Here is a 13,223-nt window from a genome sequence, read left to right as displayed (position 1 = left end):
CCGGGTATTTCCCCCGAGTCTGCGCGGCCGCAAGCGTATTTTGCTGCGTTGCATCAAAAACACTTGACACGCCGGTCCATACCCGTAAAATGGAGTTTGTGCAGTGCAACAACGCGCCGGTGATGTGCAGCAAAAGCGATCCGCGCACGTAAGTTCATCGTCAAGCCTCGTTTTTTCTGCCGGGTCGCTTCCGGCCATTCTTTCCGGAGACCACCATGATCAATTTCCCCCAACAAATTCTGGACCAACAGAAATCCGCCCTGAACACTCTGGTTGCCACCCAGGCCACGCTGTTCGCCGGCTTTGAAAAGCTCGTCGACCTGAACCTGAAAGTGGTCAAGGCCACGCTGGACGAAGTCGCCCAGAATTCGCAGCAAGCCTTCAGCGTGAAAGATCCCCAGGAAGCCGCCGCTTACGCTGGCGCCCTGGTGCAGCCTGGCGCCGAAAAGGCCCTGGCCTATGGCAAGCATGTGTACGACATCGTCGCGGGCGTGCAAGGCGACCTGGCCAAGCTGGCCGAAGTGCAGATCGCCGAGGGTCAGCAACAGGTTGCCGACGCCGTCGAGCAGCTGTCGAAGAACGCGCCCGCTGGCTCGGAAAGCGCCGTCGCCCTGTTGAAGTCGTCGCTGGCCACCGCCAACGGTGCCTACGATTCGCTGACCAAGGCCGCCCGGCAAGCCGCCGAGGTTGCCGAGTCAAACATGAATGCCGCCGCGAACGCCACGTTCAAGGCCGCCACCGACGCCGCCGAGGCCGCGACCAAGACGGGTCGCAGCCGTCGCGCCGCCTGATACCACGGTAGGGTGTCCCTGGCGCCCATACTGTAGTACTGTTGAGTGACAGAGCAGAGCTGGAATTAGCCACCCCCCGGGGTGGCTTTTTTTTCGCCGGGCCGACAGCGATGGCCGCGTGGTGTTCAGGCGGTGGTGCCGGCCAGGGCCCGCACGCATTCCGACACCAGTGCCGGGCCTCGGTAAATGAGGCCGGTGTACAGCTGAACCGCATTGGCGCCGGCCGCGATTTTCTCGCGCGCCTGCGCGCCGGATAGTATGCCGCCCACGCCGATGATGGCCATGTCCGCGCCCATGCGTGCGCGCAGCCGGGCGATCACTGCCAGCGACAGGGCGTGCACCGGCGCTCCCGATACGCCGCCCGCTTCATTCGCATGGGGCAGCCCCGCGACGGCATCGCGCGACAGGGTGGTATTGGTTGCAATGACGCCGTCTATGCCGTAGCGCGGCAGTATGTCGGCGATGGCGTCGATCTGCGCTTCGGTCAGGTCAGGGGCGATTTTCACGGCCAGCGGCACGTGCCGCTGGTGCCGGTCGGCCAACTCGGCGCGCTTATCGCGCAGCCGGCCGAGCAGGGCCGACAGTTCATCGCCTCCTTGCAAGGCGCGCAGGTTTTGCGTATTGGGTGAGGAAATATTCACCGTGACGTAATCTGCGTGCGCATACACGCCTTCAAGGCCGATGACATAGTCTTCGGCCGCGCGTTCGATGGGCGTGTCGGCGTTCTTGCCGATGTTCAGCCCCAGTACGCCACCTTCGGAGCGCCACTGGCTGCGCTGCACATTGGCGACGAAGGCGGTCAGTCCCTGATTGTTGAAACCCAGGCGGTTGATCAGGGCGTGCGCGCGGGGCAGGCGAAACATGCGTGGCTTGGGGTTGCCGGGCTGCGGCCGGGGGGTGACCGTACCGACTTCGACGAATCCGAAGCCCAGGTTGCCCAATGCGTCGATATAGGCGCCATTCTTGTCCAGCCCCGCGGCCAGCCCGACCGGATTCTCGAGCGGCAGGCCCATCAGGGTGGCGCGTTCCTGTGGCCGTGCGCGCAGCATGCGGCGGGTAGCTCCGCAGTCGTAGGCGCGTTGCAGCCCCGCGAGCGTGACTTCATGAGCAGTTTCGGCGTCCAGCGCGAACAGGGCGCGGCGCGCAAGGGGATAGGCTTGGAACAGTATCGACATGGGGCGCAATTGTAGCCAGTTTGCCCACCGGCGCGGCGCGGCAGGGCGAGTATCGCCGGCGTCAGAGCAAGTGGGGCGGCGGCGGCTGCCAGGTGCCTTCAAGGTGCATCTGCAGCGGCCGGAACGCTGACTTGTAGGACATTTTGCGGCTATCGCGGATCCAGTAGCCCAGGTACAGCCAGGGCAGGTTCAGTGTGCGGCACTGTTCGATTTGCCAAAGCACGTTGTAGGTGCCCAGGCTGCCGCGTACGTCGGGGTCGTAGAAGGTGTAGACCGACGACAGGCCATCGTCCAGCACATCGATGATCGAAACCATGGCGAGCGCGCCGTCCGGGCTGCGGAATTCGACCAGGCGGGTATTGACCCGGCTGGTCAGCAGGAACTGCGCGTATTGGGTACGACTATCATCGTCCATGCCGCCGCCCGGATGGCGCCCTTGCTGATAGCGGGTATACAGCTCGTAGTGTTCGGGCGACCAGGCCAGCTCGGCCACGAAGGCGCGCAATCCCTGGTGAGCTCGCCAAGCACGGCGTTGGCTGCGGTTCGGTGTGAAGCCGGCCGTGTCGACGCGAACCGGCACACACGCCCGGCAGGTGTCGCAATGCGGGCGGTAAGTGAACAGCCCGCTGCGCCGGAAACCCTGCTCCACCAGCTGCGAATATGCGCCGGAATTGATCAGGTGCCCCGGCGCCGCGACCTGCGAACGTGCCTGCCGCCCGGGCAGGTAGCTGCACGGGTAGGGGGCAGTGGAATAGAACTGCAGCGTAGCGAAAGGTAATTCTTTGAGCTGGCTCATTCAGGCCTGGGCAATGGGTCGGGCACCGGGCAGGTATGGCTACATCTTAACGCCGAAGCAGCTCAGAACAACAATCCCGCCGTGGCCTCGGCATGCAGCGCCCCCTGGCTGTCGAGCCGGCCGCGCTGCCAGGCCGGTGCGGGGCCGACCACGGCGCCACGCACATGCTCGACGAAGCGCGCGCGGGGTATGGGCCGCGCGCCCAGGCTGGCCAGGTGCCGCGTCTGTTGCTGGCAGTCTATCCATTCCACACCGCTGCGCCGCAGGAACGCCACCAGGTAGGCCAATGCCACCTTCGATGCATTCGTCTCGCGGGAGAACATCGACTCACCAAAGAACATGCGGCCCAGGCTGATGCCGTACAGACCTCCGGCCAGTTCGCCGTCGATCCAGGTTTCCACACTGTGCACGACGCCGGCCGCATGCCAAGCGGCATACGCCTGCTGCATGGCCGGCGTGATCCAGGTTCCCGACTGGCCGTCCCGTGGGGCGGCGCAGCACGCCATCACGGTCGGGAAATCCGTATCCACCCGAACCTGCACCCGGGGCAGCAGGCTGTGTTCCTCACGAGCAATCTGACGCAACAGCTTGCGCAGTGAGTGCGAAGGCGAAAAATCGCCGCACACCAATACCATCCGCGGATCGGGGCTCCACCAAAGTATGGGTTCGCCCACGCTGTACCACGGGAAAATGCCGTTGGAGTAGGCGGCCGTCAGCCGCTCGATGGAAAGGTCTGCGCCCGCCGCCAGCAGGCCTGCAGGGTCGGCCAGTGCGTGCTCGACGGGTGGAAACGGCGTGTCGGGCGTGAGCCAGGGCAGCTTCAAGGTCAGCGGTGCGATTCGAGCGTGTAGTGATGGGTGTCGAAGTGCCCGCGACGGCGGTCTTCGAGATACTGCTTCAGGGTGGTGGCCACGGTACGAAAAGCCAGATCGCTCCAGGGGATGTCGGCCTCATCGTAATAGCGTGCTTCCAGGCTCTCCGGACCTGGATCCAGGTCCGGGTCCAGGGCCTGGGCCAGGTAGAAAACGTGGACCTGGTCGATCTGCGGCACATCGATCACGGTGAAAAGCTGGCCCATCTCGATGCGTGCGCCCGATTCTTCGAGAGTTTCGCGGGCGGCGCCCTGCGCCGTGCTTTCGCCCAGCTCCATGAATCCGGCGGGCAGCGTCCACGTGTTGTAGCGCGGCTCGATGGCGCGGCGGCACAGCAGAATGCGGTTTTCCCATACGGGAACCGTGCCGACCACCAGCCGAGGGTTCTGGTAATGAATGGCGCCGCAATGTTCACAGACGTCGCGTTCGCGGTTGTCGCCATCGGGCACCCGCCGCGTGATGGGCGTCGCGCACTGGCTGCAGAAGCGCGCGCGGCGCGGAGCGGGGAAATAATTCAAAGGCGGTTGGGCGGTCATGGCGTCGATTCTAACGGCAGTCGGCCCGCTGCGTAGCCTGGCTCAGGCCTGCGGGAGGGCAACAAAGCCCAGGCGCGCCGGCATGTCGGCGCGGGAAATCCGCCGGTGCAACGGCGCCGGCGTGGTCAGCGCCGGGTGAGAAAGTGGGGCGGGCTCGCCGCCCGCTTCCAGTACGTCGGTCAATAGCTGCCCATCGTGCGTGCGCAATTGCTCCAGCAGCGGCTGCAGGTCGCGGTCATCGACCATGGCCGGCCCGGCGTCCGTGCGTGCATACAGCCGGCCCGTGTCATCCAACAACCATTCCGTCACGACGCGCACCGGCAGGCCGGTGTGGGTGTTCAGCGACCGGCCATCTTCGGCAAGGCGCAGCACATGGGGCGCGGCGTCCAGGCGTACATACACCCGCTGCGGACCGTTCTGGAAAAACCATCGGCCTTCGGGGTCGGCGGCATAGTTTCGGCCAATGAAAGCAATGATCTGCGCATTGGAAATCGACTCGCCGGGCCCGCCTGTCGCGGCGTCGCCCTGGGGGTGCAGGCGCCACCGCCCTCGCTCGTCCAGCGACAACCAGCCGTACACGGCGGGCACATTCGGCCATTTGGCCAACGCTTCTTCGACGGATGAGTCCATGCCTGTCAACCCTGCGCGCGGGTGATGGCCGCGCTTAGTTCTATTTAACCAGATCGGCGGGGTTGCACTCGCACGCGTTCAAGTGGCGACTAGGCGCTGGACGCGGCCTCGCGCGCCATCGAAGACCACCCCAACGTCGCACCGCGCGAGATCGCGGCGTAGACGGCTTCGGTGCGGTTATGGACATGCAGGCGCTGATATACGGTTTCTGCATGCACTTTGGCGGTGGTGACCGCAATGTTCAACTGGCGGCCGATCGCTTTCAGGCTGTATCCGCGTGCCAGCAGCACCAGCACTTCGTATTGGCGTGGCGTCAGCCCCAGCACCATGCATTCCTCGCTCGGCGCGGAAGCAGGAGCCGGCAGCGGCGGGGCGGGCGGGGCTTCAGCAAGAATCTCGACGGCCTCGGCCGCAGCGGCTCCCGCATCGAACTGCGCGGGAAACCACATGCCGCCCGTGAGCACCAGCTTGATCGCGGCTTGCAGCATGTCCGTGCAAGCATAGTGCGGAATGCAACCCACGACGCCCAATGGCAGGCCCTGCGCCCATGTCGCCGGTCCGGCGTGGTCCGACAACAGCAGAATGGACTTCGGCAGGTAGGCGGCGCGCGCCATGGTGACAATCTGGTGGATGTCGAGATGGCTGGGAACCGACAGCACCATCAAGTCATACTCATGCCCAGGGGCCCTGCTGACCAGCTGCGGGGGCGGGGAGGCATTGTCGACACGCCAGCCCGGCATGGCCGAAGCGGTCGCCTCGGCCATGGCCCGCCGCAACGCGGCGTCGCTGGCAATAACGATGATCGTCGACACGATAGCTTCTCCTTTGGTGTTCCTAGTGAAGGAATTGTTCTTCAAGGAGGCACGCCAGAAGCAGTGACGAAGCCGGAAAACAGCCGCGGCGGGCTGATACGCGCTACCCGCGTTGGCCAGTGGCCTGGCAAGACGCACCAGGGCTTGTTAGAAAATTTAACTCCCCATAACAAAAATAGCAATAAGAGAAATTTTGTGCGAATACGAGCAGCGCTAATTCTTTACTGGATCCAGCAGTTCAGTTGCACCGGTTGCGGCTTGCTGTCCCAATTGACCGGGAAAGTTTCGAACCGTTCCGCAAAACAGGACGCCCGCAGGCTGTAGCCGGAGCGCGGCAGCCATTGATCCAGCAAATTTGCGTAGAGGCGCGACACGTCATGCGACGTGCAATCCGCCACGCAACTGGCAATTCGGCCCCCGGGCAGCGTGATCTCGAAGGCATCCTTGGGCTTGGGGCCGAAGCCCGGCGGGACCTGGACGCCGCAGTAGTAGCGTATGAACGGCGTGGGTACAAACATCGGGGTGTCGTAGGTCAGCCCGTAGAACGGCCCGGTGAGCATGTCGGCGCCCAGACGCGAGAACAGCCGGTGGAAGTCATTCCAGCACGCGTGCTTCTGGCTCGACATACCTTCATACCTGACAGCCCAGAACCGGGCCGGTGGCAGTTCGCGCAAACTGATCTGCATCTGGTTCTCGGGCAGGCTCCAGGTGCTGGCCGCCTCTTTGGCGGTCTCGTTGACCTTGGCGATATACATCGCATGCGCCTGGCGGAACTGCCCGGGCGGTATGCCCCAGTACCGCGTAAAAGCACGCGTGAACGCCTGCTGGCTGGAAAAGCCCATGTCGATGGCGATCGAGAACGGCGGCTGACGCGTGTGGGCCACCATGAGCGCACAGCGGCCCATCAAATTGCGATGGATGTAGTCGCGCGGGGAATGCTGAAAGTCCTTCAAGAAAAGGCGCGTGAGGTGGAACCGGCTCACTCTGACCTTCTGAGCCAATTCCTGAATCAATGCGTCGTGGACGCAGTGGTCGGTCGAGCCATGCAAGATCTGTTGTTCGATTTGCGTGACGCAATATTGAATACGAGGATCCATAAATATCCCTTCGCTGGTTGCCCAGTGCCCAATCCCTAGAGCTCTTAATTACCAGTCTGCTGGTAAACGAGGCCGCATAAAAAAATCCAAAACATCACAAACTGTAAATTTTGTGAATCAGAACTGCCTAGAATGAAATCCGTCGCGACACGCGGCTTGGGGCTGGGAAGCAATTTCGAATTAACGTTTTGCAGACGATGAAATTGCGCGAGATCGAACGTAAGAAGGCCGCAGGGATTTCGGGGAACAGATTATGCGTTGCACCTTGCTGGTATCAAATAGGCCGTTGGTAGTAAGGGTTCGCGCGTAGTTTTCCAATCGCGCAGCCTGACCAAACCAGAGTATCCGGGTTGACCCCGACTTATTAGGACGGGGCGGGGAAAGTGTTTGCGCGAAAACCCTAAGGTCGATTTAAGGCATGCCGAAAAGTCCGGGTTTTTACTGAAACGATTAATGAATTCCGCAGAAATAAATCGCCCGAATTGCCAAGATGTTTTCAGAACAATGCATCGCGGCAGTTCGGGCAATACCGGGCAGTACCGCATCGAGACGGATTCTCGAGTCTTCAGGAGGCAATAAATCATGAAAAAAGCACTTTTGGCGGCGGCCCTGGCCGTGAGTTCCATTGGCATGGCCCACGCGGCCGGATTTGCAATCGGGGGTTTTGTGGGCGGCGGCGCGTCCGGATCGTCCACGATGGGTGGCTCGCAAGCCACCAGCGGCAGTGGTTCGATGGGCTACGGCTCCGCGGTGCAAGGAACCCAGGCGACCAGCGCCACCAAGGCCAATTCCGGCGTCAAACTGACCCCGCAAGGCACCAGTACCTACGCCAACGGCGTGAGCGTCAACACGTCAGTGGGCGGCGGTTACACCAGCGGCTTCGCCGGTGGCAGCACCTCGGGCATGGCCGGAGGTGAATACACCAGCGGCGCTAACGGAGGGGTGGGCAGTATCGGTTTCGGCGGCTGGAGCTGGTAAGCCATCCGGAGCATCGATACCCGTCGTGCGGGGAAGCGTTGTCTTCCCCGCACGTAGGAGATTTGCGATGAAATCAGTATTTAACCTGGCCATCCTGAATTTGTCGGTGATGTGTGCGCTAACCGCTCAGCCGGCGCTGGCAAAGACACCTGGCGCGAATACAACGTGGGCCACGGTTTGCACGCCCAGCGACGCCCCACCGGCCTACACCGAGATAACAGAGTTCGCGGAGATGTCCGTGCCCGAATCTGGCTTCACGTATCCCGCCGAAGGATTTCCCGATTGCCGTGCAGATGCCGGGGAATTCACTAGCTTCGCCCAGGCGCGGCACGGCAACGGCGCCCGGCAAAGGGACTTGTGGGTGGTTAGAGCCCGATTGCTGCCCAGTTTCCCGCGCGCGGGTGAGCCTTCGTTGTTACCCCTGGGGTGGCAGTGGCTGGAAATCGATCGTCACGGCGGCCGCTGAGCCGGTGACGGAGCTATTTCCAATAAAAACGTCATGCATAGAAAACACGCACCAAAATGGTGTGGTTACATTTGCCTGTTATTTATTCATAAAAACTTATTACGCCCTTCTAGGAGTGCTGGTGATGGACGACAAACTTGACGAAGAAATCAAGAGATGGACGGTCAGGCGCAAAAGCGTGTTGGTCATGGACATAATCCAGGGCCGCACGACCGTGCGCGAGGCCAGCGAAACCTTCGGTCTCCCAGCCTCGGAAATTGAGCGATGGGTCGAAGATGGCAAACGCGGTCTAGAGAACGCACTTAGATCTAACCCATTGAACATAAAAGAATATTATGAAAAGCAGATCAAGGCTTTGCAGCAGGCGTACGGCGAAGCCATGCTCGAGCTGAGGATCCGGAGCAAGCAGAACGGCACGCCGAGCGACGACGACAAGTAGCTCGGTCAAATACAGCGGATCTAACTGTTCGGCCGCCGGGCGCCGGACATTTTTTTCGCCTTAAGAGGACAGAACTCTGTTTTTTTAAGATTTATGCGCCGTGATTTAAATAAAAATAGCGCACAAACTGGCAAAGGTTGTTTTATTTGTAACCATAAAATTAATTGCCATCGATCATCAAAGTTACAAATCATATGGCGCCATGGATTATCTGAACGGCTCCATGCCGTCAGCATAGGGTGGCTACATTCCAGGAGAAGAATCATGAAGCGGCTTGTATTCCTTACATTGGCCTTATGCACATTCACCGCGTATGGTCAGACAATCAATACGGGTGCCAGCGCGGGCTCGAACGCATCTAGCGGCGCCAATTCGAGCGCCCAGTCAGGAACCTCGCAGGTAGGGGTAAACGCCGAGATGGGAATGGGAAACATCACCTTCGAGGGATCTTCCCAGCGCAGGCACCAAAGCGTCTCGACGACGCCCAATGTCTACATCGCGCCCAGCATGTTCGGCGGCGCCAACAATTGCGGCCAAAGCAGCACCATGGGCGTGGGCGTGACAGGCTTCGGCATTGGTGGTTCGGTCGCCTCCGAGAGTGCGGCTTGTAACGCCCGCGAAGATACCGCCACCGCGTACAAGCTCGGCTACAAAGAAGTTGCCGACATGAGGTTTTTTTGCTTTGGCGAAGAAGAGAACCGTCTGGCCTGGGAAGCTACAGGCCACACTTGTCCGCCTACGGCGAAGCCGATTTCGCAGAATCGGCGTGGCGAGACAGTGGCCGCCGCTCCCAGCAGCGCGAGCTACGGGCCGGTGCAGGGGTACATTGAGCCCTGATCGGGACTGCGCCATCCGCGCCAAAGAAAAGGCCCTCTACCGAGGGTCTTTTTTCGCCTGTGCGCACATCTCGCCCCGGCCTGTCGCCTTCTCGAATGAGTCGATGTCCTGAGGCGCAGCAACTGTCGGCGAACATATAGACTGCTGCCGTGCGCCTGTTACTTTGTTGGCTGAGGATTCCCCGGCGCGCCGCGCTGGCCGATGAGGGATAGAGCTTCCTCCAGCGCACCCACATGGCGCGGTGCCGGAAACGCCAGGACGTCAATATTCAGCAGATCGCGAGCAGGCGAGGGCAGACAATCCCCACACAGCACCCCAAAAGAAAAAGGCCTTCATCGCTGAGAGCCTTATTTCTACTGGAGGCGCAAGCCGGAATCGAACCGACGTACACGGATTTGCAATCCGCTGCATAACCACTCTGCCATTGCGCCAAGTGCCAAGCCCGCGATTGTACAGGAATCTGAAAGCCCGTGCTGCGCGCGGGGCCGCAGCTAACGCTCCGACGGCCTTCGCGGGTGCGCGCGTATGCCACCCGCCAGCCGGAGACCGCAAGACGGCCCGCGCCACAAAACAAAAAGCCCCGACAGGGTCGGGGCGTTTCTCTTCGGGCTTTCTGTTAGGACCGGCCTGGCGCCATACCTGGAATTCTGGAGCGGGAGACGAGTCTCGAACTCGCGACCTCAACCTTGGCAAGGTTGCGCTCTACCAACTGAGCTACTCCCGCTTATTGGCGATGCCGGTATTAAATACTGGCTGTGTCCACCAAAGAAAAAAATTATAGCATCGTTTTTACGCTTCACCAACTGAGCTCAGCGCCGCATCCCGTTGTTCGCTTTCGCCGGTCGGCAGGCGCGTATAGAGTGGACAGGGCGATCCGCGAGCCGGGCTCTCACGCCTGTTGACGATCCGGCTGAACGCCTCGCCGGACCAGGCCGGGTGCACGAAACCGGCGCGCCGTTCGAAGTGCGACGAAGCAAACTACGTATCAACCGATACCTGTCCTATGACCATCGACACGATAGATTACGCCCTGCTATACAAACAGCATTTGGCCATGGCGCGGTCGAAGCCAAAGCCGCCTCAGGATTGGGACCGGCGCGCCAGCGAGATGGTGCAACGTGCGGGGCTGGGCCAGTATGCGCGGGACTTCATCGCGCACATGGACCTGGACGGTGCCCGCACGCTGCTCGACGTAGGTTGCGGTGCCGGTACGCTCGCGCTGCCTCTAGCGGCTCGGATGCAGCAGGTCGTGGCGCTGGACTACAGCTCCGGCATGCTGAAGGCGCTGTCGCAGCAGGCATGTTCGCAAGGGGTGCAGAACATTCGGCCGCTGTTGCGGGCCTGGGACGACGATTGGTCCGATGTGCCTGCGTGCGACATCGTGGTGGCCTCCCGATCGATGGTGGTGGCGGACATGGCGAGCGCTCTGGCCAAGCTCGACGCCCATGCACGCCGGCGGGTGTATCTGACGCATCTTGCTGGCGGGCACTTCATCGATCCGGCAATCCAGAAGATAGTCGGTCGGCAGAGGACTCCCATGCCGGATTACATCTACATCATCAATATCCTGCACGGCATGGGCATACATCCGCGGCTTGACTACCTGTGGGCGCCGAGCCAGCTGCGGGCCGCGTCAGACTTCCGCGACTACGCTGGCCGGGTGGCCAGGTCGATGGGCGGGCTGGACGACGATGAGTTTGAACGCCTGCGCATCTGGTACGACAGCGCCACGCCGGCCCAGCGCGCGGGGGCGCCGATGCGCTGGGCCCTCATACACTGGGAAAAGGACGATTCCTGCGTAGTAGAGCCTGGTCTGCCGGCATGACCCCGCCTAGCTGATGCGCCGGCCGCGCAGGCGACCCGGCCGCCAGGCAGGGCCTGGGTCGGGATAAGATGAGGCGCCCGGGAGGTCCTGACCTCAAACCAGGTAACGTTCGGCGTAGAGGCAAGAAATGAACTCGAATAACAGTGCTCCGGAACTGGGCACCAAAATAAAGATGATCTCCGATTCGATCCTGGCGTCAATTGCGTCGGGCGCGCTTCGAAACGGCGACAGGGTGCCTTCCGAGCGCAATCTGGCGAAGGAGTTCCAGGTCAGCATAGGCACTGTCCAGCGCGCGCTGCAGAAACTCGAGCAGCGCGGGATCCTCGCACGGGAACATGGCCGAGGAAATTTCGTGAGGGGGATGGGGGCGCCGTTGCATGCCCAGTATGTTCGCGTGCGCGACAAGCAGGGCAAAGACATGCAGCTCCTGTGGCATGTGGTCCGACAGCAGCGCAAGGTGCGGGCGACGCGCGAGCTCGCCAGTTTTTTCGGGTCCGCCGAGCCGCTGGCCCGTATCGACCGGCGCGTCGATGTCGCCGGCAGATTCGTCTTCTTCGGCCAGCTGTTCTTGATGCAGCCCGCCTTTGAGTCGCTCGAGGGCCAGGTGGCGGACAACACGAATTTTCGTGAGCTGGTGGCCGAGGGCATGGGTATGCCTATTCTTCGGGTCGAGCAGGCCATCGGGTTCTGTCCCGCGGCGCGGGATGTCGCGCAAGAGTTGGGCTGCGCCCCGAACAGCCCGTGCTTCGCGCTGGAACTGCGCAGCTACAGCGTCGACGACAAGCCCGTATCGTTCCAGCGGATCTATGGCGAACCCTTTCACAGCGCCATGCTTGTGCTGGGCGCGGGGCGCTCAGGGTAACTGCTATATTGCAGTAGGTCTTCCAACTGCTATAGTGCAGTTGTCGGCATCGCGTAGTTTTCACCAGCGAACTTCGCCGGCTGAGCGAACCTCAAGGAGACGCCATGAGCACGAAGTCGAAGGCGCTGGCCATTGTGCTTGCGTACGTAGTGGGGATGTTGCCCGGTTTGTTGGTTCCCGCTCAGGCGGCCGGGGCGGATGTCGTCAAGATGGGGTGGTATGGCTCCCCACGGATATGGGTCATTGCAAAGGCCTCGGGGTTGTTCGAGAAGAGCATGAACGCCGAGATCGAATGGCTGCAGTTTCCCTCCGGCGCCGCGGCGTTGACCGCTCTGGCGTCTCGGCAGGTAGACATCATTCGGATGGGGTCGTCTCCCACCGTGGCCGGAATCTCCCGCAAAGTGCCCATCGATGTCATTGCGGTCGCTGAACTTATCTCGACGTCGGAACGCTTGATCGCAAAGCAACCGATCTCTTCCGTGGCTGACCTCAGGGGCAAGCGTATCGCCTACCCGCCGGGCTCGACTGCCCATTACGCCTTGATGGCCGCGTTGAAGGTCAATAACGTGGCAGTCGATGAGGTCACCCTCATGAGCATGGTTCCCGGCGACATGCTCGCCGCGTGGCAGCGGGGGGACATCGATGCAGCTTACGTCTGGGGGCCTTTCACCCAGTCGATGGAGGCCTCCGGGGGGACCGAGATCCTCACTACTCAGCAATTGCAACCGCATGGTTATTCGATCTTCAATACCTTCGTGGTGCGCCGCGATTTTGCCCGGGAGCGGCCTGAGGCCGTCGTGGGTTTCCTGCGAGCGCTCCAGCAGGCCAACGAGATGTACAAGAGCGACGCGGACGGAGCGGTCCGGCTCGTGGCGAACCATCTGAACCAGAAGGAAGATCAGGTGCGCAGCACCCTGGAGGGCCTGTCCACGCCCGGCTATGCAGACCAGATGCAGATGCTGGCGGCCGGCGGCAGCGTCGTAACGGCGATGGCCGATACCGCCAGGTTCCTGAGCGATCTTGGCGAGATTCGTGCACGAGACGTTCCGGACAGTTTTGACTTCGCGATAAACCCGACGTTCATGCAGCGCGCGGCGGACCGGTAGG

The 13,223-nt window shown here is 61.8% G+C and carries 14 protein-coding genes and 2 tRNA genes; 7 read left to right on the top strand and 9 right to left on the bottom strand.

Annotation, left to right across the window (positions count from 1 at the left end):
* The first annotated feature begins 215 nt into the window (after positions 1-215).
* Positions 216-791, top strand: coding sequence for a TIGR01841 family phasin (phaP, locus tag ACV17W_RS08290; protein ID WP_462595944.1), 576 nt, complete (start codon positions 216-218; stop codon positions 789-791).
* 125 nt (positions 792-916) lie between these two features.
* Here the strand turns inward: phaP and ACV17W_RS08285 are convergent, their stop codons facing one another.
* The 7 genes from ACV17W_RS08285 to ACV17W_RS08255 form a co-directional block, all read right to left on the bottom strand.
* The gene (locus ACV17W_RS08285; protein ID WP_462595943.1) at positions 917-1,966 is read right to left on the bottom strand and encodes a quinone-dependent dihydroorotate dehydrogenase; all 1,050 of its coding nucleotides are present in this window, start codon (positions 1,964-1,966) and stop codon (positions 917-919) included.
* A 61-nt stretch (positions 1,967-2,027) separates the two neighbouring features.
* Complete coding sequence (locus ACV17W_RS08280; RefSeq protein ID WP_462595942.1) at positions 2,028-2,762, bottom strand: arginyltransferase; 735 nt, start codon at positions 2,760-2,762, stop codon at positions 2,028-2,030.
* 62 nt (positions 2,763-2,824) lie between these two features.
* Complete coding sequence (aat, locus tag ACV17W_RS08275) at positions 2,825-3,586, bottom strand: leucyl/phenylalanyl-tRNA--protein transferase (protein WP_462595941.1); 762 nt, start codon at positions 3,584-3,586, stop codon at positions 2,825-2,827.
* Positions 3,587-3,588: 2 nt separating this feature from the next.
* Positions 3,589-4,170 carry an NUDIX hydrolase gene (locus ACV17W_RS08270; protein WP_462595940.1) on the bottom strand — a complete coding sequence of 194 codons (582 nt, stop codon included), beginning with the start codon at positions 4,168-4,170 and terminating at the stop codon, positions 3,589-3,591.
* Between the two features lie 42 nt (positions 4,171-4,212).
* On the bottom strand, positions 4,213-4,800 hold the full coding sequence (locus ACV17W_RS08265) for a DUF2946 family protein (protein ID WP_462595939.1): 588 nt from the start codon (positions 4,798-4,800) through the stop codon (positions 4,213-4,215).
* Positions 4,801-4,889: 89 nt separating this feature from the next.
* Complete coding sequence (locus ACV17W_RS08260) at positions 4,890-5,612, bottom strand: response regulator transcription factor (RefSeq protein ID WP_462595938.1); 723 nt, start codon at positions 5,610-5,612, stop codon at positions 4,890-4,892.
* Between the two features lie 221 nt (positions 5,613-5,833).
* Positions 5,834-6,709, bottom strand: a complete 876-nt coding sequence (locus tag ACV17W_RS08255) for an AraC family transcriptional regulator (protein WP_462595937.1) — start codon at positions 6,707-6,709, stop codon at positions 5,834-5,836.
* Between the two features lie 582 nt (positions 6,710-7,291).
* On the opposite strand from ACV17W_RS08255, the gene ACV17W_RS08250 reads away from it, so the two are divergent.
* The 3 genes from ACV17W_RS08250 (at position 7,292) to ACV17W_RS08240 (ending at position 9,429) form a co-directional block, all read left to right on the top strand.
* Positions 7,292-7,687: a hypothetical protein gene (locus ACV17W_RS08250; RefSeq protein WP_462595936.1), complete on the top strand. Its 396-nt coding sequence runs from the start codon at positions 7,292-7,294 to the stop codon at positions 7,685-7,687.
* A 590-nt stretch (positions 7,688-8,277) separates the two neighbouring features.
* Positions 8,278-8,592, top strand: a complete 315-nt coding sequence (locus ACV17W_RS08245) for a DUF1153 domain-containing protein (RefSeq protein ID WP_462595935.1) — start codon at positions 8,278-8,280, stop codon at positions 8,590-8,592.
* A gap of 264 nt (positions 8,593-8,856) precedes the next feature.
* Positions 8,857-9,429 (top strand): hypothetical protein, encoded by a 573-nt coding sequence (locus tag ACV17W_RS08240; protein WP_462595934.1) that lies wholly within the window; start codon positions 8,857-8,859, stop codon positions 9,427-9,429.
* Between the two features lie 357 nt (positions 9,430-9,786).
* Here ACV17W_RS08240 and ACV17W_RS08235 read toward each other — a convergent pair.
* Positions 9,787-9,860: transfer RNA gene (locus ACV17W_RS08235), tRNA-Cys, on the bottom strand.
* A 217-nt stretch (positions 9,861-10,077) separates the two neighbouring features.
* A tRNA-Gly gene (locus tag ACV17W_RS08230) sits at positions 10,078-10,153 on the bottom strand.
* Positions 10,154-10,432: 279 nt separating this feature from the next.
* Here ACV17W_RS08230 and ACV17W_RS08225 point away from each other — a divergent pair.
* The 3 genes from ACV17W_RS08225 (at position 10,433) to ACV17W_RS08215 (ending at position 13,222) form a co-directional block, all read left to right on the top strand.
* Positions 10,433-11,254: a class I SAM-dependent methyltransferase gene (locus tag ACV17W_RS08225; RefSeq protein ID WP_462595933.1), complete on the top strand. Its 822-nt coding sequence runs from the start codon at positions 10,433-10,435 to the stop codon at positions 11,252-11,254.
* 127 nt (positions 11,255-11,381) lie between these two features.
* Positions 11,382-12,116, top strand: coding sequence for a GntR family transcriptional regulator (locus ACV17W_RS08220; RefSeq protein WP_462595932.1), 735 nt, complete (start codon positions 11,382-11,384; stop codon positions 12,114-12,116).
* A 104-nt stretch (positions 12,117-12,220) separates the two neighbouring features.
* Positions 12,221-13,222, top strand: a complete 1,002-nt coding sequence (locus tag ACV17W_RS08215) for a taurine ABC transporter substrate-binding protein (protein WP_462595931.1) — start codon at positions 12,221-12,223, stop codon at positions 13,220-13,222.
* The last annotated feature ends 1 nt before the right edge of the window (position 13,223 follow it).

The sequence above is a fragment of the Bordetella sp. MIP270_01_BMS genome, assembly GCF_054958705.1.
This window is presented reverse-complemented; position numbering and strand designations above follow the sequence as displayed.